Raw genomic sequence first — 21,727 nt, 5'->3', positions numbered from 1 at the left:
CGGGACAGGTGCTGCGGCACAGGGCCGTAGGGCCCACGAGGACCCTGTCGACGCGGTGGGGCCGGGCGCGCTACTGGGCGCCGCTCCCCGTGGCGGGCAGCAGGCTGGCGACCTGGTCTGCCAGCAGGACCGCGACCCGCCGCTGCTGCGCCGAGGGGCGCGCCACGTGCGAGGAGGCCGTGAGCAGGAAACGGCCGCGGAGCTCGCCGGCCACGCGCACGGGCAGCACCACCGCCTCGTCGGCGGGGAACCCGTCACGCTCCACGTCGAGCACCTGCGCCCCGCGGACGAGTGAGCCGTCGTGCCGCAGGGTCGGCTCGAGGTCGTCGGCGCGACCGCCCGGGGCGAAGGTGCAGCCGTCGAGGTCGAGGAGGTCGCGGATCCGCTGGGCCACCGCCTGAGTGACCTCGTCGGCGCTGCCCCGGCTCTCGCTGACGGACTGTGCCGTGGCGAGCACCCCGTTGACGTAACCGGTCTCCCTGCTGAGCGCGGCCTCCTGCCGCTGCCCCCAAAGGGCCGTCTCCGTCACCACGCCACCGATGAGCAGCAGGATGACCGCGATCTCGAGGTCGTTGGGGTCGTCGATCGCGAACGAGCCGTAGGGCTCGGTCAGGAAGAAGTCGAACCAGGCAACCGCGGACAGCGCGGCGGCCAGGCCGGCCGCGCGGATGCCGGTCGCGCCGAACACGACCACGACGGCGACCAGCACCAGCACGTCGGTGGCGGCGGTCAGGGTGCCACGGAACAGCGACAGCAGAGCTGCCGCGGCGAGGGGCGCCGCCGCAGCCACCAGCACCGTCAGCCCGCGGTGCCTGCGGGGGAGACGCCTGAGGTCCATGAGGCCATGACTGCGCACCGGCAGGCCTGCCGTCAAGGGTCTTGTCGCCCTCCTGACGGGGCGTGGCCCGCCCTCGGGTCAGTCCAGGAAGCTCGAGATCTCCGACAGATGGTCCGGCACGAGCGTGTACCAGGCCCAGGTGCCGCGTCGTTCCCGCGTGAGCACGCCTGCCTCGACGAGGACCTTCAGGTGGTGGCTCACCGTGGGCTGCGAGAGCTCGACCGCATCGGCCATGTCGCACACGCACGCCTCCCCGGACTCGGAGGCTCGGACGATGGACAGCAGCTGCAGCCGTGCCGGGTCGGCCACCGCCTTGAGCAGGGTGGCCCGCCGCTCGGCCTCGCCCCGGGCGATGGGGGCGGGTGCCGTCGCCCCGCACTGGGATGCCGTCCCCGTCACAGCCTGTGGCGTGGTGGTCAGCGTCGTGAGACCCATTTCAGGGCTCCTCTCTTCCATCCACGAGTCTCTATGTTGACAGGTGTCTATGCAATTGGGAGGCTCAGGCATCGACACAAATCGATCCAGTGGCTGCGCGACGTCACGTCCCGGCTGATGACCCTGGAAGGGCCACCACTTCGTGAGCACCGGCACCGACCCCCTTGCAGCCCCACGACACCAGCCCGTTGCGGCCCGGCTGGCGACCCTCGACCGCTTCCTGCCCCTGTGGATGGGCCTGGCCATGCTCGCCGGACTGCTGGCTCGGCCTCGAGCAGACCGCCCTCGACGTATCGGCGTGGGACATCGCCCGCTCGGTGCTGATCTTCCTCGGGATCCCGCTGGTCGCCGGTTACCTCAGCCGCCGGCTGGGGGAGAGGGCCAAGGGGCGCGCCTGGTACGAGCAGCAGTTCCTTCCCAGCATCGGGCCGTCGGCGCTGTACGGGCTGCTCTTCACCATCGTCGTCCTGTTCGCGCTCCAGGGAGGGGCGATCACCTCCAACCCCCTCGACGTCGCCCGTGTCGCGGTGCCGCTGCTGGCCTACTTCGCGCTGATGTGGGGCGGTGGCTTCGCACTGGGAGCCGGGATGAAGCTGGGCTACGAGCGCACCACCACGCTCGCCTTCACCGCGGCCGGCAACAACTTCGAGCTTGCCATCGCGGTCGCCATCGCCACCTTCGGCGCGACGTCCGGGCAGGCGCTCGCCGGGGTCGTCGGGCCGCTCATCGAGGTCCCCGCGCTCGTGGCCCTGGTGTACGTGAGCCTCGCCCTGCGGCGGAAGTTCGCAGGCCATCGCACCATGTCCTGACCCGCTGCCTAGAAGAAAGGCTCCCCGTCATGAGCGACAAGCCCAGCGTCCTGTTCGTCTGCGTCCACAACGCCGGCCGCTCCCAGATGGCAGCCGCCTTCCTGCAGCACCTCTCCGGTGGGGCGGTGGAGGTGCGCTCGGCCGGGTCGGCCCCGGCCGAGCAGGTCAACCCCTCGGCCGTCGAGGCGATGGCGGAGGAGGGCATCGACATCACGGCGGAGACGCCGAAGATCCTCACGACCGAGGCTGTGAAGGACTCCGACGTGGTCATCACCATGGGCTGCGGCGACACCTGCCCGATCTTCCCCGGGAAGCGCTACGAGGACTGGGAGCTCGAGGACCCGGCCGGCAAGGGCGTCGAGGCCGTGCGGCCCATCCGTGACGAGATCAAGCGCCGGATCCTCACCCTCCTCGACGAGCTCGACGTCCCCGCACGCGCCTGACGCGCGTGGAGGGCCTCAGTCAGCCCAGTGCCGCGGTGATCTCGGCGACCGCTTCACGCGCCGTGCGGCCCACCCCGATCAGGGTGGCCGAGCCGGGTCCGGTCCAGTCGCCGTATCCCAGCAGGTGCAGGCGCGGCTCGGCGAGCGCGCGTGTGCCCGCGACCTCGATGCGCCCGTCGGGACCGCGCAGGCCCAGCGGGGCGAGGTGACCGAGGTCGGGGCGGAAGCCGGTGCACCAGAGCACCACGTCGGCGGGCTGCTCGGTGCCGTCCGCCCAGGCGACGCCGCTCTCCGTGAGCCGCTCGAACATCGGCAGCGCGACCAGGGCACCTCGGTCGCGGGCCGCCCTGACGGGCGGGACCATGACGACGTCGCCGAGCGAGGCCACTCCGCCCGGGTCCGCGTCTCCGGCGTCGAGGGCGCGGCGCCGCGCGGTCGCCACCGCGAACAGCGCGCGACCGTCGACGTCGTCGGGCAGGAAACGCGGTGGCCGCAGGGTCACCCACGTGCTGGTGGCGACCTCGGAGAGCTCGGCGAGCAGCTGCGCGCCGGTGTTGCCGCCGCCGACCACGACCACCCGCCGGCCCTCGAAGCCCTGCTGGCCCCGGTATGCCGCGCTGTGCAGCTGGTGCCCACGGAAACGTTCGCCTCCGGGGTAGTGGGGCACGAAGGGACGCCCCCAGGTGCCGGTGGCGCTCACCACGGCACGCGCGGCCCAGGCGCCGTCGGCGGTGCGCAACACGAGGGGGCCACGCGGCTCGGTGTCGGCGCGGCACACCTCGAGCACCCGGGTGCCGTGGTGCACCGGCAGCTCGTAGCGCTCCTCGTAGCGGGTCAGGTAGTCGACCACGTGCTCGGCGGGTGGGAAGCCGGCCCCGCTCGGCGTGGGCATGAGCCACCCCGGCAGTGACCAGTACTCCGCGGGCGAGAAAAGTCGCAGCGAGGGCCACAGGTGCTGCCACGCCCCGCCCGGCGTTGGGTTGGCGTCGAGCACGACGTAGCCGGTGCCGGGCTCCAGGCCTGCCCGGCGCAGGTAGTACGCGGTGGCCAGCCCGGCCTGACCGGCGCCGATGACCGCGACGTCGACCGGGTGCGTCACCGGCCGATGCTGAGGGCCTCGACGACGGCCGCGAGCCGCCCCGGCACGGCGCGGTAGTAGACCCAGGTGCCGCGCTTCTCGCTGATGGCCAGGCCCGCGTCCCGGAGGATCTTCAGGTGGTGGCTGGCGGTGGCGGCACTCTTGCCGATGCCCTCGGAGATGTCGCAGGCGCAGACCTCTTCGGCAGTGAGGAGCATCGCCATGATCTTCACCCGGGCAGGGTCGGCCAGCGCCTTGAACATGTCGGCCAGGGCCTGGGCGTTCTCGTCGGCCACCGCGGCCTGGGCGGGCGCGCAGCACGCGGTCAGCACCGTGAGCTGGGCGCGCGAGGACTCTGCGGGACTGGTTGTCGTGGCCACGGCTGGAGCCTACCTTCGTCAAGGAGATTCTTCGAGAAACTTCGAAGAAATGGTTCCACGTCTGTCGAAGTTCTGATTTGATGAACGTCGAAACAGTCGAGGCTGTTCCGCAGGGCCGTCTGCCCGCCGGAGCCAACACACAAGGAGACCAGCATGGCCCTCACTCCCACCGCCGAAGCCCTCGAGGTCCTGACGCCCGCCGCCGGTGAGGGACACCTGCCCGTCGTCGTCATCGGGGCCGGCCCCGTGGGACTGGCTGCCGCAGCACATCTGGTCGCCCGCGACCTGCCGGTGCTCGTCCTCGAGGCCGGCGATGCCGTCGGTGCCGCGATGCGTGAATGGGGCCACATCCGCACCTTCACGCCGTGGCAGTACATCGTCGACCCGACGGCGGAGAGGATGCTCGCCGACGCCGGCTGGACACGTCCCGTGGGGCGCCAGTCGCCGACCGGCGCCGAGGTCGTCGAGCAGTACCTCGTGCCCCTGGCCGCGGTCCTTGGCTCCCGGGTCCGCACCGGCACCCGGGTGGTGGCGGTCTCGCGCAGGGGGCTGGACCGGTCGCGCACCGTGGGTCGCGCCGAGAGGCCCTTCATCGTCCGGGTCGCCCATCTCGACGGCACGGTCGAGGACCTGTCTGCTCGCGCGGTGATCGACGCCTCCGGCACCTGGCACCAGCACAACCCCCTCGGGGCCTCGGGGCTGCCGGCGCTCGGGGAGGACCGGGCGCGCGAGGCGGGGTTCCTCGTCGGCCCGCTGCCCGACGTGCTCGGGGCCGAGCGTGAGCGGTTCGCGGGCCACTCGACACTCGTGGTGGGCATGGGCCACTCGGCAGCCAACACCCTCGTGGCCCTGGCCCAGCTGGCCCGCGAGGTGCCCGGCACCCGCGTCGTCTGGGCCATCCGCGGCACCAGCGCCAGGCGGGTCTTCGGTGGTGGGTCCTCCGACCAGCTGCCCGACCGCGGAAGGCTGGGGTCCGACCTCGCCGACCTCGTCGCAGGCGGGGCGGTGGAGTTCCTCACCGGTTTCTCCACCCGCGAGCTGCGCGTCGACGAGGAGACGGGGACGCTGACCGTCGTGGGCGACACCGCAGCGGGACGGCAGGAGGTCCCGGGCCTGCACAACGTCGCCGCCGCGACCGGGTTCCGGCCCGACCTCGACATGGTGTCCGAGCTCCAGCTCGACCTCGACCCAGGGCTGCAGTCGCCCCGGGTTCTCGGGCCGCTCGTCGACCCGCAGGCACACTCGTGCGGCACCGTCGCGCCGCACGGCTGGCGCGAGCTCGCCCACGAGAACGAGCCGGGTTTCTTCGTCGTGGGCATGAAGTCCTACGGGCGGGCGCCGACCTTCCTCATCACCACGGGGAACGAGCAGGTGCGCTCCATCGCCGCACACCTCGCCGGTGACGACGCGGCGGCCGACGAGGTGCAGCTCGTCCTGCCCGAGACGGGGGTCTGCTCGTCCGCCAACGCGCTCTCGGACGCGGAACTTGCGGCGGCGGTGCCTCTGGAGGCGCTCCGGCTCGGCTTCGCCACGGCCGTGCCGGGCGGTCGGGCCGGCGACGCGCTGGCGCAGGGCCAGGGCAAGCCGCTCGCCCTGGCAGATGTGTCGCCCAGCCGCGCCGGCGGCTGCTGCGGGTGAGCCACGCCGCCTCCCGCGCCCTCGCCGGGCCGAGCCCGCGGACCGGGGCGCGAGGCAGGAAGGGGCGCCGGGTCTTCCACGGGTGGCGCATCGTCGGCGTGCTGGCGGTCACCGAGACCGTCAGCTGGGGGATCCTGTACTACGCCTTCGCCGTCTTCCAGGTGCCGATGGCGGCCGAGCTCGGGTTCACCTCCGCCGAGCTCGGAGGGGCCTTCTCGGTGGCGGTGCTGCTCACCGGGGTCGCCTCGGTGCCGGTCGGCCGCTGGCTGGATGCCCGGGGCCCGCGAGGGGTCATGACTGCTGGGGCGCTCGTGTGCGCCGTGCTCGTCGTGGCGTGGTCGCGCGTGCACACCGTGGCGGGCCTCTACCTGGTGATGGCCGGCATCGGGCTGGCCAGGGCCTGCGTGCTCTACGAGCCGGCCTTCGCCGTGGTCGTGCGCTGGTTCCACGTCCGGCGGTCCGCCGCCCTGCTCGCGGTCACGGTCGTGGCCGGTTTCGCGTCCACCGTGGCCCTGCCCACGTCCAGTGCCCTCATCGCGGCCCTCGGCTGGCGTGACGCCCTGCTCGTCCTCGCCGTGGTGCTTGCGGTGGTGACCGCCGGGCCTCACTGGCTCGTGCTCCGCACCGAGCCGGCGGACCTCGGCCTCCACCCCGACGGGGCGGCCACACCACCGGATCGGCCCGCAGGGACGGCGGAACCGCAGCGGCCCGGGCTGCGCGCGACGGCCGCGTGGGCCGCCCGCCAGCCGGAGCTCCGCTGGTATGCCGCGGGATTCGCCGCGCAGGCCACGGCCGTCATCGTCGTCGCCGTGCACCTCGTGCCCTTCCTGCTGGAGCAGGGACAGTCGGCCGGCTTCGCCGCTGCGGCGACGGGCGCGCTGGGGGCACTCTCCGTCTCGGGGCGGCTGGTGCTGACCTGCATGGCCCGTCGCCGATCGGCCGCAGCAGTGACGGCTGCGATGTTCCTGGTGCAGGGTGCCGGGGTCGTGGTGCTCCTGCTTGCCGGTGACTCGGTGCTTGGCGCGGTGGCATTCGTCGCCCTGTTCGGGCTGGGCTTCGGTGCCGGCACGATCGCCCGACCGGTGCTGCTGGCGAGCAGTCACGGCGTGGCGCGCTACGCCTCACTCGCCGGCCTGATGGCCCTCCTCATCACCCTCGCCACCACCGCAGGACCCCTGCTCGCAGGCCTGGCGCGCACGGCATACGGCTCCTATGAGCCCGTGCTGGTCGCGGTGCTGGGACTGTGCGCGGCAGGGGCCGCCAGCCTGCGGATGGCCGGACGGGGTGCTGCAGGCGCGCAGAACCCGTGAAGACCCGGAGAAAGGACCCACCATGCACGGTCGCATGCCCGCGCACATCAGAGCCGCGTTCCACGACGAGCTCGTCACGGCCAGGCGCGCTGCCACCACCCGTGAGCGGTGGGCGGCCCTCGAGCGGGCCCACATCATCTCCCAGCCGTGGCCGTGGCCCCACACCCGTGCACACGCCGTCATGCTCCAGGTCGCCTGGCGCGAACGCGACCGGCGCGAGGCCGTCGGACAGGTCGTCCGCCTCCTGGTCGCGGCGCCGGGCTCGGCCCTGGGGCGCTACCCCGAGGGCAACACCGGCCGCGCGACCGTCCCGCTGACCCAGCCCATGCCCGTGCCGCAGGACCTCGCCGAGCTGCTGGCCCGGCGCTGAGCGACCAGCCGGGCGTGGACGAGCGCCTAGCCTGACGACGCCAGCAGGGCGCTCACCAGCCTCGCGGCCTGCTCGTTGGTGGCGTGGTTCTGGTGCAGCTCGTAGACCTCCATGTCGCCGAGGTGGCGCTCGAGCATGCCCGACAGCCGCTGTCGCAGCAGAAGGTCGCTCAGGTCGAAGAGGGGGAGCAGGGCGTCCTCGCCCTTGGCGTCGAGCCCGACGTAGCACTCCGACAGCAGGCTGGCGGCGTGCTCGACGCTGCCCGGGACGAGCCGGGGCTCGGTGAGCTGGAGGTCGAAGACGGGCACCAGCAGCAGGTGCAGGGGAGCGATGGCCGTGATCGAGGTCTGCAGGAGGTGGCTCAGCTCGCTGGGGAGGATGAGGATCTTCTCCTTCCGAGTCCTCAGCTGCTCCGGGGTGTTCGACGCCGCGATGCGGTGCACCTCGTCAGCGCTGGGCGTGGCGAAGAAGGGGTGCTCCTCGCTGGCCACCCAGTCGAGCAGAGGCGGAAGCACCGCAGCGGTGCCGATGCGCACTCCGGCCTTGCCGGGAAGCCCGCAGACCTCCAGGTGCGCGCCCGTCTCCCGGAGCAGGAACTTGTCGATCGCGACCAGGTCGCAGCCACTCCTCGCGAGGAGGTTGAGCAGGGTGCTCGTCTTGCCCGACGCCTTCCTTCCCGCGATGCAGACGGCCCGACCTGTGTGGGCGACGCAGGCGGAGTGCATGGGGACCCAGCCCCGCTCCAGGAGCAGCCACTTGGTGAGCGCGCGTACCGTCTGCATCGCCTCCTCCCTGCGCACCTCAGGCCTCCCGGTGGTGACCAGGACGACCCTGCGCTGCTCGGCGAACAGCAGCGTGAAGACGTCTTCCTGCGGCGACACCTTGGTCGCCCTCGTGCGGACCAGCGTGACCCCGTCGTCGACCGAGACGGTGGTGTGGCCCGTCCTCCCCGAGGCCGAGGCCGAGGCCGCACCCGGTTCCGCACCCGCACCTGGGGACTGGGAGGCCCAGCGCCCCAGCGAGCGGTACAGCCGTGGGTCCTCGGTGGCGAAGAGCGTGGCATCGGGTCGGTCGCCGTGCGAGGGACGGAAGTACCCCTCGAAGAACGTCGACATCCACGCGCCGCTTGCGGCCTCGTCGCTGTGGTAGGCGGTGGACACGCCGGCGTAGGCCAGCTCGAGGTGGTGCCCGCGCGCCAGCAGGCCGGCGACGACCTGCTCCGCTGCCTCCACGATGTCCTGCGCTGTCATGGCGAGTCCTTGGGTCCCGGGCGTGGATCCAGTGTGCAGGGAGGTCGGGCGTTGCGACAGGGCCGCGCGGGAGTGCCGGCCCGTGACGAGTCGGGTCAGCGGATGCCGTGCCAGAGGTCCCTCTCCCACGCGCGAGGGTCGTCGACGACCAGGGGATCGGTGTCGAACCGCATGGTCGCCCGCCGGTCCGGGCCGTAGCGTGGCCATCCGGGGTCTCCCGTGGTGGCGAACGAGATCCAGGCACGGTGCATGGTGTCGGCGAGCCCTTGCGGCGCGGTGTCGCCGACCAGTGGCCCGAAGAGCGGGGCGTCGGCCCCCAGGGTGTCGAAGACGAACGGGATCTCCAACCCGTGGACCGCACCGAGTCCCGGTGCAGGCCAGGCGAACTCGTACATGTAGGTGCCTGACTGCTGGTTGACGTGCGCCTCGGCGAGCCGGATGGCCGGGACCCGGGTCCACCAGTCGGTCTGCACGGCCGCGAGCAACTCACCCGGGGCGGCACCGGGATGGTGGGCCCGGTACGCGGCGAGCCCCTTCTCGACCGGAAGGCCGTATGCAGCCAGGGTGCGGAACCCGTGTAGGCCGACGGGCCCTGTCAGATGCTCCTCGGTGATCCGGGCGATCTCTCCGGTGATGGCCAGGAAGAGTCGCCACTCGTCGGTGTTGGTGCCTGCCAGTACGTCGACCTGGGCTGCCGACCCGCCTGCGATCAGCTCGATGGGCGTGCCGGGAAGGGTTCGCCCATCGATGACCGGCTGCCACGGCAGCATGCTGGCGACGACGTCGCCTCCCCACCGGTCGGGGTCAGGGTGCGCCACGAGCTCGGCCTTGAGCTCCGCCTGCGCCTGCAGGAGCCGTTCGACGGGGAGGGCGGCGATGGCGTCCCGACGGGGCGGCACTCCCAGCCGGTCCACCAGGGAGCGCCCGACCCGCGCAGCCGTCTCGGCAGAGAGGGCCTGGTGGGCGGCTCCGCTCTGCAGGACCGCCCGACGGAACAGGCCCCTGGCGGCCGGCATGGCGAGCATCACCCCGATGCTCATGGCCCCGGCGGACTCTCCGAAGACCGTGACGTTGTCCGGGTCGCCACCGAAGGCGGCGATGTTGTCCCGCACCCACTCCAAGGCGGCCACCTGGTCGAGCAGCCCCAGGTTCGCGACGCCGTCGTCGAGGTAGAGGAACCCGTCCGCGCCGACGCGCCAGTTGATGACGACGCAGACGACTCCGTCACGGGCGAAGTGCCGGCCGTCGTAGGCAGCCGTGGCGCCGAACTCGAACATCCCACCCTGGACCCACATCATGACGGGCAGCCCGGCGGCCCCCGGGTCCGGCGTCCAGACGTTCAGGGTCAGGCAGTCGTCGCCGATCGCCTCGGTGTCCCAGCCGGACCCGCCGCCCTCGGGAGGGGCCACCTGTGGCGGTGCCGGCCCGATCTCGGTGGCCTCGCGGACGCCGCTCCACGGCTCGACCGGTTGCGGTGGTCGCAGGCGGTGTCGGCCGACAGGCGGGGCCGCGAACGGCACTCCGAGGAAGGCGTGGACCCCGTCGACCTGCGTGCCGTGCAGATGACCCGCTGCGACCTTCACCGTGGAGTCCATGGGCACCAGCCTCAGACCGGGACAGGGGGCTCAGCAGAGCCGAAGGTCCCGGAGCGCGGTGCGGGCCCTGCACAGAGGGAAGAGCGGGCACACTGTGCCGCATGCTGCACGTGCGTATCGCCTCGCCTGCGTCCTTGACCGAGGACGTGCTGGGGATGTTGTCGGAGGACCCGGCGGTCAGCAGCCTCTCGGCCGTCCGGGGCGCCTCGCTGCGGCCTCCGGGTGACCTGGTGTACGCGGACGTCGCCCGCGAGGCTGCGAACGACGTCGTGGACCGGCTCCGCGGGATGGGGATCCAGCACGAGGGGAGCGTGCACCTCGAGCCGGTGCGGGCCTGGTTCTCCCAGCGAGGCTACGACGCCGAGCGACGGGCGCCCGGCAGCAGCGCCGACTCCGTCGTCTGGGCCGATGTCACCCAGCGCGCGTACGAGGAGTCGGAGCTCAACTGGACCTACACGAGCTTCATGGTGCTCGCCACGCTGATCGCCGGGATCGCCATCGTCCTCGACTCGCAGATCCTCGTGATCGGGGCGATGGTCCTCGGCCCGGAGTTCGGCGCGGTCGCTGCGCTGGGTGTGGCGCTGGTCCGTCGGCGTGGGTCGCTGCTGCGCCTCGCAGCCCGCACCCTGCTCATGGGCTTCGTCGTGGCCATTCTCGCGACCACCGTGGCCACACTGGTGGGGAAGTCGCTCGGTTGGGTCACCCTGGACGACGTCACGGGGTCACGGCCCGAGACCGCCTTCATCTACACGCCCGACAAGTGGTCCTTCATCGTGGCCGTCATCGCCGCCGCAGCCGGTGTGCTGTCGCTGACGTCGGCGAGGGTCGGTGGGCTCTCGGGCGTCTTCATCTCGGTGACCACGGTTCCCGCTGCCGGGAATGTGGCGCTGGGTCTGGCGTTCGGGGCGTGGCACGAGGTGTGGGGCAGCTCGCTGCAGCTCGCGCTCAACCTCTCGGGGATGGCGCTGGCGGGCTGGGCGACACTGGCCCTGCAGCAGGTCGTCTGGGCCCGGGTCTCCGCGCACCGGGCCCGGCTCGTCGGACGGCTTCGGCGGCACTGAGCGAACGGGAGGTCACTACCGGCGGTGACCGTGGGTCCTTCCGTGTGCGGGTGGTCGTGACGTGGGGCGCTCCGTGGGCGTCACACCATCTCAGGGATGTGCAGGTGGGCGAACGCGAGCTCCATCTCGGCCACGTCGTCGATGGTGGCGCCCAGCTCCCGGGCGGCTGCCTCCCGAAGTCCACGTGCAGTGTCGCGGCTGGCCTCGAGCTGCTGGCGGGTCTCGAACGTCGCCGTCCCCACCGCCCGTCCGGTCTCCCGGTTGATCATGAAGCTGGCGCTGCAGAAGCCCTCGAGCTCCTGGAGCCGGGGGAGAACTCCCATCTTGTAGAAGTCGACGGCCCGCTCGGCCATGTCCGGCGTGCCGCTCAGCCACGTGACGCGGGCGCAGGCGCCATCAGGCGCGGCGTGGTCGCGGTGGACGACGGCGATCTCCCAGACGTCGACCTCACTCGTGTCGCTTCCCAGCGCCGCAATCGCGCCGGCACGGAGCGAGAGCACCTTGTCGGCGGAGTCGCGCACCGCGGCTTCCGACTCCCAGGCGGTGGTGGCGATGCACCGGCCGGACGTGCGGTCCGCCAGCAGCGACATGCCGATGCAGCCACTCATCGCACTGACCGCCGGGAACACCTCGTCACGGACGTAGGCGATGCCTGCGTCGATCTTGTCGATGTCGGCCTGAATCGTGGTGGTGCGTGCGAGCATCGTGGGCTCCTGTTCTCGGGGCAGCGCCCCGGTGGCGCCGCGCTCCCATCAACGCTGCTCGCGGCGAACCCCCGGGGCAATAGTCACCTCGGGCCCCGGGGGAAGGCAGACCTCAGAAACCTCGCAAAGCCACCGCAGGGGGCCCTCGCTCAGGTTCCGACGTAGTCCGCGAGGTGCGTGCCGGTGAGGGTGGTGCGGGCGCCGACGAGGTCGGCGGGTGTGCCCTCGAAGACGACCCGGCCGCCGTCGTGACCGGCGCCGGGACCGAGGTCGATGATCCAGTCGGCATGCGCCATCACGGCCTGGTGGTGCTCGATGACGACGACGGACCTGCCGGAGTCGACGAGCCGGTCGAGGAGACCGAGCAGGTTCTCGACGTCGGCGAGGTGGAGGCCGGTGGTGGGCTCGTCGAGGACGTAGACCTCACCCTTCTCCGCCATCTGGGCGGCGAGCTTGAGCCGCTGCCGCTCACCGCCGGACAGCGTCGTGAGCGGCTGCCCGAGCGTGAGGTAGCCGAGCCCGACGTCGGCGAGGCGGTCGAGGACCGTGTGGGCGGCCGGGGTGCGTGCCTCACCCTGGTCGAAGAATGTCTCGGCCTCGTTCACCGACATCGCGAGCACGTCGGCGATGTTCCTGCCCCCCAGCGTGTACTCCAGCACCGAGGCCTGGAACCGCTTCCCCTCACACTCCTCGCAGGTGGACTCGACGGTGGCCATGACGCCGAGGTCAGTGAAGATGACGCCGGCGCCGTTGCAGGTGGGGCAGGCGCCCTCGGAGTTGGAGCTGAAGAGCGCCGGCTTCACGCCGTTGGCCTTCGCGAACGCCTTGCGGATCGGGTCGAGCAACCCGGTGTAGGTCGCCGGGTTGCTCCGTCGCGAACCGCGGATGGCGCCCTGGTCGATCACGACCACGCCGTCACGGCCTGCGACCGAGCCATGGATCAGCGAGCTCTTGCCCGACCCCGCGACGCCGGTCACGACCACGAGCACGCCGAGCGGGATGTCGACGTCGACGTCGCGCAGGTTGTTGGTGCTCGCGCCCCGCACCTCCATCACGGCGGCCGGCGTGCGCACCGATGGCTTCAGGGAGGCTCGGTCGTCGAGGTGCTTGCCGGTGAGCGTGCCGCTGGCGCGCAGCCCCTCGACCGTGCCCTCGAAGACCACCTCGCCACCCTCGGTCCCGGCGCCCGGGCCGAGGTCGACGACGTGGTCGGCGATGGCGATGCTCTCCGGCTTGTGCTCGACGACCAGCACGGTGTTGCCCTTGTCGCGCAGCTGCAGCAGAAGGTCGTTCATCCGCCGGATGTCATGGGGGTGCAGCCCGATGGTGGGCTCGTCGAACACGTAGGTGACGTCGGTGAGCGAGGAGCCGAGATGCCGGATCATCTTGGTGCGCTGCGCCTCGCCGCCGGACAGGGTGCCCGACGGCCGGTCGAGTGAGAGGTAGCCCAACCCGATCTCCGCGAACGCGTCGAGGAGGTGCTGCAGGCCGGCCAGCAGGGGAGCCACGGACGGCTCGTCGAGCCGCCGCACCCACTCGGCGAGGTCGCTGATCTGCATGGCGCACAGGTCGGCGATGTTCCTGCCCTCGATCTTCGACGACCGGGCCTCCTTGCTGATCCGGGTGCCGTCGCACTCGGGGCAGGTGGTGAAGGTGATGGCCCGCTCCACGAAGGCGCGGATGTGCGGCTGCATCGCCTCCGGGTCCTTGGAGAGCATGGACTTCTGGATCTTGGGGATCAGGCCCTCGTACGTGAGGTTGATGCCCTCGACCTTGATCTTGGTGGGCTCCTTGTAGAGCAGGTCGTGCAGCTCCCGCTTGGTGTACCTGCGGATCGGCTTGTCCATGTCGAAGAAGCCGGAGCCGCTGAAGATGCGCCCGTACCAGCCGTCCATGCTGTAGCCGGGGATCGTGAGCGCGCCCTCGGCGAGCGACTTGCTGTCGTCGTAGAGCGCGGACAGGTCGAAGTCGGTGACCGAGCCCATGCCCTCGCAGCGCGGGCACATGCCGCCCAGACGGGTGAAGGTCACCTTCTCGGCCTGCGTCTTGCCGGCCCCACGCTCGACGGTGATCGCACCGCTGGCCCGGACCGAGGGGATGTTGAACGAGTACGCGTTGGGCGAGCCGATGTGCGGCCTCCCGAGCCTGCTGAAGAGGATGCGCAGCATGGCGTTGGCGTCGGTGGCGGTGCCGACCGTGGAGCGGGGGTTGGAGCCCATCCGCTCCTGGTCGACGATGATCGCGGTCGTCAGCCCTTCGAGCAGGTCGACCTCGGGCCGTGACAGCGTCGGCATGAAGCCCTGCACGAAGGCGCTGTAGGTCTCGTTGATCAGCCGCTGCGACTCCGCGGCGATCGTGGAGAACACCAGCGAGCTCTTGCCCGAGCCGGAGACGCCGGTGAACACCGTGAGCCGGCGCTTCGGGAGCTCGACGTCGATGTCCTTGAGGTTGTTCTCGCGCGCCCCGTGGACGCGGATCAGGTCGTGGCTGTCGGCCACGTGTGGTGCAGGCGACTGCGTGCCGGTCCTCGTGGCCATGGTCTGGTTCTCCCTCCGTCCGGCGCGCGGCCGCCCCTCGGTCCCGGCCGCCGTGGTGTGCCGTGGTCAGGCTAGCCCGAGGAGGGCGCGGCACGTCGGGTTTGGCGCAGGGATGGGCCGGGTCTGGTGCGAGCGCGCTGGCGGCTCAGCGCTTCTCGTTGATGCGCACGTGGTTGCCCGCGGGACCACGGAAGGCGCAGTCGCGCACGCCGTAGGGCTGGACGGTCGGCTCCTGGACGACCTCGGCGCCGCTGGCCATGCACGCGCTCGAAGGTGCCGACGGGGCCGACGGTGATCCAGCGCATCCCGCCGTCGATCGGTCTGGTGACCTGTCTGGTCACGCATGACGGCATCCGGACCGCCGCCTGCGCGGCGGCGCGGCGGTAGGCGCTGGGCGGCATACCCACGATCTCGGTGAAGCGCGTGCTGGAGGTCCCCAGGGACGCGCAGCCGACCGTGAAGCACACCTCGGGCGCTTCCAGGGCAGCCGTTCCGCCGCACGACGTCCGGAAGGCGTCCTAGCCTGTCTCGCGTGGATGACAACGCGCCAGACACGACCACCGAGACGCCGCACCCGACGTCGCATCGACAGGCGGAGTGGTTGCTCGAGGCGGACCCGGCGATCCGGTGGCAGGTCATGCGCGACCTGATGGACGCACCGCCTGACGCCATCGCCGCGGAACGCGCTCGCGTGGCGACCGAAGGCTGGGGCGCCCGCCTGCTGGCCGCTCGTGACCCAGACGGTCAGTGGATGGGCGGTGCGTGCTTCCCGGGTCGCGGTGACCCGCCGGAGGACGGCAGCCAGCCGTGGACGTCGACGCTGCCGGCCATGATGGAGCTCTATGACTACGGGCTCGACCCCGCCACCGACACCACGCGGGAGATGACCTCGCTGGTCGCTGCGAACTGCCGCTGGGAGTACGACGACCTGCCGTTCTTCGACGGTGAGGTCGAGCCGTGCATCAACGGCCGAACGGTGACCCTGGGCGCCTACTTCGGGGCCGACGTCGACGGCATCGTCACTCGCCTGCTCTCCGACCAGCTCGCGGACGGCGGATGGAACTGCTGGGCCGAGCACGGCGCGACCGTGTCGTCGTTCGACTCGACGATCTGCGTGCTCGAGGGCCTGCTCGAGTACGAGGGGGCAACCGGGGGATCCGTCGAGCTCGCCGCTGCCCGCCGGCGCGGTGAGCAGTACCTGCTGGAACGTTCTTTGTTCCGCCGCAAGAGCACGGGGGAGGTGCCGGTCGACGCCTGGTTGGAGTTCTCGTTCCCGACCAGGTGGCACTACGACCTGCTGCGTGGGCTGGAGTACTACCGCAGGGCCGACGTCCGGGACCCGCGGCTCGGGGAGGCGATTGAGCTCGTCCGCTCCAAGCGGCAGGGAGACGGCACCTGGCTGCTCGAGAACACCCACCCCGGCGCGGTCCACTTCGCGCTGGAGGACGGCGACGGCCGCCCGAGTCGGTGGAACACCCTGCGGGCGTCGCGAGTCCTCGACTGGTGGGACGCGACGGGTGTCGCGACCGACGGACCGCGGGAGTGAGTCACGACCGGTGCCTGTGTATCCGTGACCATGTCAGGCGTGCGAGGTCGTGCAACAGCGCGAGGGCCGCGACGCCGGCGAGCACCGCGGGGACGGCTTTGATGGTTTCGCCGTGGAGCCAGGGCCACGTGAGGAACAGGATGACCCCGACTGCAAACAGGATCGCCCGCCACAGGGGAGGGTCCTGCAGTTCGCGCCATTCGTCTCGCCAGATCTCGAACATGCGTCCTCGTGGGTGGTCACTGCCTGCGCGGTGGGGCACGGCCAGCATTCTGCCCGTCGTGTGGCAGGGTTGGTGGCCGTTTGCAGACTTCGACGCCCCCGGGCCTCACGCCCGCGGCCAAGGCGGCCGCGATGAACGGAACTGCGCGCCTACGCAGAGATGTGGGGGCTCTTCTGCTGACCGCAGTTACGGACCTTGGTGGAGGTGCGGCCCCCACCGGTCGGGCACCATGGTCCTGCCTTCCTTCGGCGCTCGCCACCATGTCGCGCCGAGCGGCGCGGTGTGACAGCCACAGGCAAGAGGGGCCTACGGCCTCATCCGAGACAGCGGAGATTAGGCGCAGGAGTGGGGGACCGATGGCCGGTCAGGATCAGCTGGCTCGACGCCACCGCGGGAGAAGGCGCACACGGATGGCGCTTCCCGCGCTCGCCGTCATCCTGAGCAGCGTCGTCGCGGCCACAGTGCTCATTCCGACGGCCGCGAGCGGGCTGGCGAAGATCCAGTGCAAGCAGACCACCGGAACAGCAGCGGTCGATCCGATCGTCTACCACAACCTGAAGGTCGGCTCTGGGCACGTGCACCAGTTCTTCGGCAACAACGCGTTCCTGTCGCTGGCCAACCCCAATGCTGCGAACTACACGGACCTGGTCGGCAAGGGCACGAACTGTGAGGACCCCGCGGACACGGCGGGCTACTGGACTCCCACGCTGCACAACATGAAGACCGGTGCGGCCGTGCCAGTCGCGGCGTTCACGGCCTACTACCGGAGCTGGAACTCACGGACGACCGGCGAAGGCGTGCCCTACCCGGCCGATGCCCGGTTGATCGCGACCCGGATGGACTGGACCTGTGGGCAGCGGGAGCGTGTCAAGCCATCCCCGTCCATCCCCGACTGCTCCATGGCCGACGGAAAGAGCGGCTCACGCCTCACCGCGCACATCGACTTCCCCTCCTGCTGGAATGGGGTCCTTCCGCGCCACTGGAGCACCCAGGTGGGCAACACCAACGACAACGCACTGTTCGCCTACCGGCTGGACAGCGAGAACTGCCCGCCCGGCTTCCCGGTCAAGACCGTTGAGCTGCGCATGACGATCCAGTTCCAGTACACCGGAAGGGGAACGGATCTGATGCTCTCCTCCGACCACATGGCGAACACCACGGACGGCCGATCACTTCATGCGGACTTCTGGAACACCTGGGTCCAGACGGGCTTCCAGACCATGGTGCGCAACTGCATCAACCCGGGCCTGAACCGGGCGACCGCCCTCTGCAGGTGACCGAGGACGAAAGGCTCGGACGCTGTCACCCATCGGCCGGAATGACGCCGCGGCGGCCGCTGCATCGCTCAGTCCGTCACCCGGAACGCGATTGGTCCGTCGTGGTCTCCGAGGGCTGCGGCGAGGTCCTGATGGAAGCCCACCAGTTCCGTGAAGGGGACTGCCATCTTGGAGGCGGCCGCGATGTCTCTTCACTGTTCCGTCGACGGTGGCGGATAGAGGGACAGTCCCTGGTCGAGTCCGAGGTGGGAGGTCTCGTGCCCTAATCAGGCCATCTGAGGTCCGTGTACAAGTCGTCTGTGCCCCCGGTGAGGGCCCATGCCACCAGGTCGACGTGTCCCACGATGCCCAGTGGGGTCCACTCAAGGAGGTCAGGGCCCCAGTAGCAGATCTCCCCGAGCTCGCCAGCCAGGCCGCCGCCGGTGACCACGAAGATCCCACCAAGGACATCGTGAGCCACGACGAGATGAGCCGGCGGGCCCTGATCGGCGGTGGGGTCCGAGAGGTCGTTCGCCGTGGCAAGGTCGGCCAGCTCGCTGGTTCCTGCCCCAAGGATCCGCAACCAGCCGTGGTCGACGACGAGCCCGCCGCAGGCGTGTGCCAGCGCCCCGATGGGGGAGCGCGTGGTCACCTGCAGGAGGAACAGTGCCTGCGCTGCTCGGTTGGGCTCCCGCTCGAGGATCTGGGTCCGGCCCCCATCCTGCGCCCACTCGAGGATCTGCGGCCACGCCGGTTCTTCGACGTCGGCCAGCTCCTGGACGCTTCGGATGATCCCCATGGGCGCCCACTGTGCCACGCGGGTCTGCGCAGTGGTCGCACAGTGTGCCGCTCGGTCGTGGCTGGATGCGATGCCGGTACGGAGGTGCATTCCACGTATCCGAAGACGCGGCCGATGGGAGTGGTGACGCCTGGGGTCGGCTGGTCGCGCCAGCCATGCGGTGGCTCGCTTCGTCGGTCGACGGGGTCACCGCCAGCCGATGGACACGACTTCGACGGGTTCGCTGAAGCCCTTGAGCTTGACCGACCGACGATCGACCGGCAGGTCCCGCCGCCGCGACGACTGCAGCGTTGCAGCGCTCACCAGCACCTCGGAACCCGCGGCGGCCGCACCGATGCGCGCGGCGAGGTTGACGCCGCCACCGATGTAGTCGAGGCCGCTCCGGCTCGCCTCCGCCCTGTGCACGCCGATGCGCACGTGGGGTGCGAAGCCGTACTCACGCCGTTGGTCGTCCAGCCGTCGTTGGATCGCGAGCGCCGCGTCGATGGCTTGGTCCACGTCGTCGAAGGCGAGGAAGAACCCGTCGCCCGTCGCCTTGATCTCCTCGCCTCCATGCTCGGCGACGACACCGCGCAGCGCCTTGTCGTGCCAGTCGAGGACCCGGGACCACGACTCGTCGCCCAGCAGCTCGGTCAGTTTCGTCGAGTCGACGATGTCGGTGAAGACGAACGCCCGCATGACGCGCTGGGTGCCGGCCGCACCGCGCGCGCTGTTTCCGGCATCCCCGCGGGCACGCGGGTCGGTCGCGGCCTCGAGCGTGACCAGCAGGCGTGTGGTCCGTTCCACGTCAGGGGTCGCGCCGAGGTGCTCGAAGCCCGCCCGGGCCGCTCTCGCCTCTACGATGGCCGCATCCGGGTCACCGGCGGCTGCGTGGACCTCGGCCAGTCCACGCCGCGCGATGGCGAGCTCGTACGGTGCGTCGGCCGTTGAGTACAGCTCGGCGGCACGCTGCAGGTCGCGCCGCGCCGCGTCGAGCGCACCCTCACTCGCCTCGACCGCACCCATCGTGGCAGCCGCGGCGGCCGCAGGAACCCGTGTCCCGAACTGGTCCGCGATGCGCCCGATCTCCTCGGCAGCCGTCCGCGCCGTCGCGCTGTCGGACCCGGCCAATGCGATCTCGACCTGTGCCTCGAGCAACGGCAGCCGATAGAGGCCCGTATCCGGCGTCGCTCTCCAAGCCGGCGTCCGCGCAGGGCCGTCGAGCGCTCGGCGGATCTCCATGGCGGCCACGGCGACCTTTCCCTCGGCGAGCCGCAGCAGGGACAACGCAGGCTCGGGGTCGGTTCCCAAGGCGTGCGCCTCGACGAGGCTGGCCTCAGCACCGGGTAGGTCACCGCGCCGCAGCCGGATGTCACCGATCTGGTAGAGGGCCGTTCCCACCGCCGCCGGAACGTAGCCGCGCAGCTCCACCGATGCCTGCCGGGCCTCCGCCTCGGCCTCGAGCCAGGCACCCCGACGCCGCTTGATCTCGGAGCGGAACACCCGGCACATCCCCGGGTAGCCGTTGATGCCCTCACGCCGGCACCACCGGTCCTGCGCCTCGGTCCACTCCGCCGCCCGCGTCCATTCCCCGAGCGCGCTGCAGGTCTCGATCGTCGTGCAACACACGCCCCCCGCAATGGCCGGCTCGAGCTCGCCCGAGATGGCGGCGACCGTGGCCTCGTCGACCAGGTCGAGCCCCTCCGCCACCCTGCCGGACGACACCAGGGCCGCACCGCGCTCGGCCAGCGCGTACGCCTCGAGGTTGCGGTCCTGGAGGCGTCGCCCGATCTCGAGCGCGCGGGTCGCGTTGGCAAGCGCCCCCTCGTCGTCACCGACCACCGCGTCGTGGAAGGACTGTGTTGCTGCCAGCCACCCGTGCCCGATGCCCTCGTCCGCGTGCGCGAGGATGCGCTCCGCTCGGCGCAGCCACGCGTTGGCGACGGGCCCGGCGTTCCGGAACAGGTGGTTCCGGGCCAGCATGACGGCGAGCATGGCGGCGGCCTCGTTGTCGTGTGCCCTGGTCGCGGCGGCATACGCGCGCTCGAGGGCGTCGATCGCGAGGGGCAGCCGCCCGACCCACCAGGCCGCCTGGGCCAACAGCCCCAGTTCCGCAGGAGCCAACCTGCCCGCCTCGTCCTCGCCGTTGAGCAGGTCGAACGCCTCACGCCACGAGTGGCGCGCCAGCGCCTCCTGGGCGCGTTCAACGGGTGAGGCCTCGACCACGTCCGACATTGGACTCCTTCAGCCAGCGCTCCATTCTCGCACCGGACAGCACGGTCGTCGGCAGATCCGTGCATCTCGCGGTCGTAGTGCAACGGATGCTGGGGCACTCGAAGGCGGCCGCCGCACAGGCCGCTGACCTGCGCAGACGTGGGGTGGGGCAGGTCTGGCGTGAACCGAGCGGAACGCGGCAGCTCCGGACTTCCCGATGTCGGTCGGGATCGATCACGAGCTGCACTCGGGTTGCGAACTGCCATCGTCGACGAGAACGACGAGCCGGCGACTGCCCCGCCCTTACTCGAGGGCAGCAGTGATGCGACGCGGAGTGGCAGGGGATCGAGAAGCGTCCCGATCCAGACCTCGCACCGCACGGGCCCCTCGACTGCGGGATGCACCGCGTGGATGGCTGAACTGCGGTCGAAGTACCAAAGGCTGTCTCGCTGTGCGTTCGACACATCACCGTCGGACTCACTGTCCCGCACGACACGCACCCATGACGCGACTCGAACTCGAAGGCGACCTGCAACGTGGACATCAGCCCGAAACGTATCCGCGATGGCTGGGGGTCCGCTCATCGGCACCACCGCCTCGCGCGGGGAGCGTGAAGATCTGCGCCCATGCAGGCGGCTGGGCAGGATGAGCACATGGGATCGCCAGGGTGGCTCGAGCGGTATCGCGCTGGGGCACGTGAGCAGGTCTGGCACGAGCTCGGGCAGCAGGTTCGCGAACCCGGTCTCGAGGCGGAGGCGCAGTCCGTCTGCGATGAGATGGCTCGCCGGGCACGGCACAACGTCGAAGTGATCGTCGCGCGGCTCCACGAGCAGGGGTACCGGGCCACTCCAACGACGACGCGCAGGAGCCGGTGGAGGCTCTGCGACCACCAGGACCGGACGCAAGTGCGCTGGTGTCGTGGCTGAGGGACACCATGGGTGAGGTTCCGATGGTCTTGTCGTCCTGGCTGCGTCTTGTGGGCGGTGTGTGGCTGGTCGGAACTCATCCGAGCTGGCCGCAGTCGGCGACGGCTGATCCGCTGGTGATCGAGCTGGAGGGGACCCGCGAGCCGGACCCGTCGATCCGCGACTACTACGAAGGTGAGCTCGACGCGTGGCGCGATTGGAGCACGGAGGACGCCGAGGCAGGTGGATTCGTGTACGCACGAGCCCGGGCGAGCCTCCGCTCAAAGTCGGCCCGTCCGTCGGCATCCCAGTTGGGCAACCTGAACCAGTCCTCGGCACGGCGCAGTGTTTCACCGC

Annotated in this window: 18 protein-coding genes and 2 pseudogenes; 8 read left to right on the top strand and 12 right to left on the bottom strand. The window is 71.1% G+C overall.

Annotated features, from left to right (window positions below; genetic code table 11):
• Positions 1 to 70: 70 nt before the first annotated feature.
• Positions 71 to 838 (bottom strand): DUF4118 domain-containing protein, encoded by a 768-nt coding sequence (locus P2F65_RS13460; protein WP_275808570.1) that lies wholly within the window; start codon positions 836 to 838, stop codon positions 71 to 73.
• Positions 839 to 916: 78 nt separating this feature from the next.
• Positions 917 to 1,273 carry a metalloregulator ArsR/SmtB family transcription factor gene (locus tag P2F65_RS13455; RefSeq protein WP_275808567.1) on the bottom strand — a complete coding sequence of 119 codons (357 nt, stop codon included), beginning with the start codon at positions 1,271 to 1,273 and terminating at the stop codon, positions 917 to 919.
• Between the two features lie 260 nt (positions 1,274 to 1,533).
• Here P2F65_RS13455 and P2F65_RS13450 point away from each other — a divergent pair.
• Together P2F65_RS13450 and P2F65_RS13445 are read left to right on the top strand one after the other, a co-directional pair.
• Positions 1,534 to 2,082, top strand: a pseudogene (locus P2F65_RS13450) (arsenical-resistance protein); the annotation flags it as partial.
• Positions 2,083 to 2,111: 29 nt separating this feature from the next.
• Complete coding sequence (locus P2F65_RS13445) at positions 2,112 to 2,525, top strand: arsenate reductase ArsC (RefSeq protein WP_275808564.1); 414 nt, start codon at positions 2,112 to 2,114, stop codon at positions 2,523 to 2,525.
• A 19-nt stretch (positions 2,526 to 2,544) separates the two neighbouring features.
• On the opposite strand, the gene P2F65_RS13440 is transcribed toward P2F65_RS13445, so the two are convergent.
• Together P2F65_RS13440 and P2F65_RS13435 are read right to left on the bottom strand one after the other, a co-directional pair.
• A complete protein-coding gene (locus P2F65_RS13440) occupies positions 2,545 to 3,624 on the bottom strand; it encodes an ArsO family NAD(P)H-dependent flavin-containing monooxygenase (RefSeq protein ID WP_275808562.1) in 1,080 nt (359 codons plus the stop codon).
• The gene (locus P2F65_RS13435) at positions 3,621 to 3,983 is read right to left on the bottom strand and encodes a metalloregulator ArsR/SmtB family transcription factor (RefSeq protein WP_275808559.1); all 363 of its coding nucleotides are present in this window, start codon (positions 3,981 to 3,983) and stop codon (positions 3,621 to 3,623) included. Before P2F65_RS13435 ends, P2F65_RS13440 begins: the two co-directional genes overlap by 4 nt.
• 153 nt (positions 3,984 to 4,136) lie before the next feature.
• Between P2F65_RS13435 and P2F65_RS13430 the strand changes: the two genes are divergently transcribed.
• From P2F65_RS13430 to P2F65_RS13420, 3 genes are read left to right on the top strand one after another with little or no spacing between them, the layout of a single operon-like run.
• Positions 4,137 to 5,621 (top strand): FAD-dependent oxidoreductase, encoded by a 1,485-nt coding sequence (locus P2F65_RS13430; RefSeq protein WP_275808556.1) that lies wholly within the window; start codon positions 4,137 to 4,139, stop codon positions 5,619 to 5,621.
• Positions 5,618 to 6,931, top strand: coding sequence for an MFS transporter (locus P2F65_RS13425; protein WP_275808553.1), 1,314 nt, complete (start codon positions 5,618 to 5,620; stop codon positions 6,929 to 6,931). The genes P2F65_RS13430 and P2F65_RS13425 overlap by 4 nt, the downstream gene beginning before the upstream one ends.
• A gap of 34 nt (positions 6,932 to 6,965) precedes the next feature.
• Entirely contained in the window at positions 6,966 to 7,301 is a 336-nt protein-coding gene (locus tag P2F65_RS13420) for a DUF3703 domain-containing protein (RefSeq protein WP_275808550.1), read from the top strand.
• Positions 7,302 to 7,327: 26 nt separating this feature from the next.
• On the opposite strand, the gene P2F65_RS13415 is transcribed toward P2F65_RS13420, so the two are convergent.
• Both P2F65_RS13415 and P2F65_RS13410 read right to left on the bottom strand, forming a co-directional pair.
• Positions 7,328 to 8,551 (bottom strand): hypothetical protein, encoded by a 1,224-nt coding sequence (locus P2F65_RS13415; RefSeq protein ID WP_275808547.1) that lies wholly within the window; start codon positions 8,549 to 8,551, stop codon positions 7,328 to 7,330.
• A gap of 95 nt (positions 8,552 to 8,646) precedes the next feature.
• Positions 8,647 to 10,146 carry a carboxylesterase/lipase family protein gene (locus tag P2F65_RS13410; protein ID WP_275808544.1) on the bottom strand — a complete coding sequence of 500 codons (1,500 nt, stop codon included), beginning with the start codon at positions 10,144 to 10,146 and terminating at the stop codon, positions 8,647 to 8,649.
• A 101-nt stretch (positions 10,147 to 10,247) separates the two neighbouring features.
• On the opposite strand from P2F65_RS13410, the gene P2F65_RS13405 reads away from it, so the two are divergent.
• On the top strand, positions 10,248 to 11,207 hold the full coding sequence (locus P2F65_RS13405; protein WP_275808541.1) for a DUF389 domain-containing protein: 960 nt from the start codon (positions 10,248 to 10,250) through the stop codon (positions 11,205 to 11,207).
• An 80-nt stretch (positions 11,208 to 11,287) separates the two neighbouring features.
• On the opposite strand, the gene P2F65_RS13400 is transcribed toward P2F65_RS13405, so the two are convergent.
• The 3 genes and pseudogenes from P2F65_RS13400 to P2F65_RS13390 form a co-directional block, all read right to left on the bottom strand.
• Complete coding sequence (locus P2F65_RS13400) at positions 11,288 to 11,911, bottom strand: antibiotic biosynthesis monooxygenase (RefSeq protein ID WP_275808539.1); 624 nt, start codon at positions 11,909 to 11,911, stop codon at positions 11,288 to 11,290.
• 149 nt (positions 11,912 to 12,060) lie between these two features.
• Positions 12,061 to 14,448: an excinuclease ABC subunit UvrA gene (locus P2F65_RS13395; RefSeq protein WP_275808536.1), complete on the bottom strand. Its 2,388-nt coding sequence runs from the start codon at positions 14,446 to 14,448 to the stop codon at positions 12,061 to 12,063.
• A gap of 145 nt (positions 14,449 to 14,593) precedes the next feature.
• Positions 14,594 to 14,704, bottom strand: a pseudogene (locus P2F65_RS13390) (VOC family protein); the annotation flags it as partial.
• A 381-nt stretch (positions 14,705 to 15,085) separates the two neighbouring features.
• Here P2F65_RS13390 and P2F65_RS13380 point away from each other — a divergent pair.
• Positions 15,086 to 15,994 (top strand): hypothetical protein, encoded by a 909-nt coding sequence (locus P2F65_RS13380; protein WP_275810653.1) that lies wholly within the window; start codon positions 15,086 to 15,088, stop codon positions 15,992 to 15,994.
• Between the two features lies 1 nt (position 15,995).
• On the opposite strand, the gene P2F65_RS13375 is transcribed toward P2F65_RS13380, so the two are convergent.
• On the bottom strand, positions 15,996 to 16,217 hold the full coding sequence (locus tag P2F65_RS13375) for a hypothetical protein (protein ID WP_275808533.1): 222 nt from the start codon (positions 16,215 to 16,217) through the stop codon (positions 15,996 to 15,998).
• A 410-nt stretch (positions 16,218 to 16,627) separates the two neighbouring features.
• Here P2F65_RS13375 and P2F65_RS13370 point away from each other — a divergent pair, with 410 nt between their 5' ends.
• Positions 16,628 to 17,494 (top strand): DUF1996 domain-containing protein, encoded by an 867-nt coding sequence (locus P2F65_RS13370; RefSeq protein ID WP_275808530.1) that lies wholly within the window; start codon positions 16,628 to 16,630, stop codon positions 17,492 to 17,494.
• 262 nt (positions 17,495 to 17,756) lie between these two features.
• Here P2F65_RS13370 and P2F65_RS13365 read toward each other — a convergent pair whose 3' ends face one another.
• Together P2F65_RS13365 and P2F65_RS13360 are read right to left on the bottom strand one after the other, a co-directional pair.
• Entirely contained in the window at positions 17,757 to 18,272 is a 516-nt protein-coding gene (locus P2F65_RS13365) for a DUF2625 family protein (RefSeq protein WP_275808527.1), read from the bottom strand.
• A gap of 186 nt (positions 18,273 to 18,458) precedes the next feature.
• The gene (locus tag P2F65_RS13360) at positions 18,459 to 20,486 is read right to left on the bottom strand and encodes an adenylate/guanylate cyclase domain-containing protein (protein WP_275808523.1); all 2,028 of its coding nucleotides are present in this window, start codon (positions 20,484 to 20,486) and stop codon (positions 18,459 to 18,461) included.
• Positions 20,487 to 21,727 lie beyond the last annotated feature (1,241 nt).

The organism is Knoellia sp. p5-6-4 (assembly GCF_029222705.1).
Classification (GTDB): domain Bacteria; phylum Actinomycetota; class Actinomycetes; order Actinomycetales; family Dermatophilaceae; genus Pedococcus_A.
The sequence above is the reverse complement of the archived record's forward strand: the minus strand, read 5'-3'. Positions and strand labels throughout refer to the sequence as shown.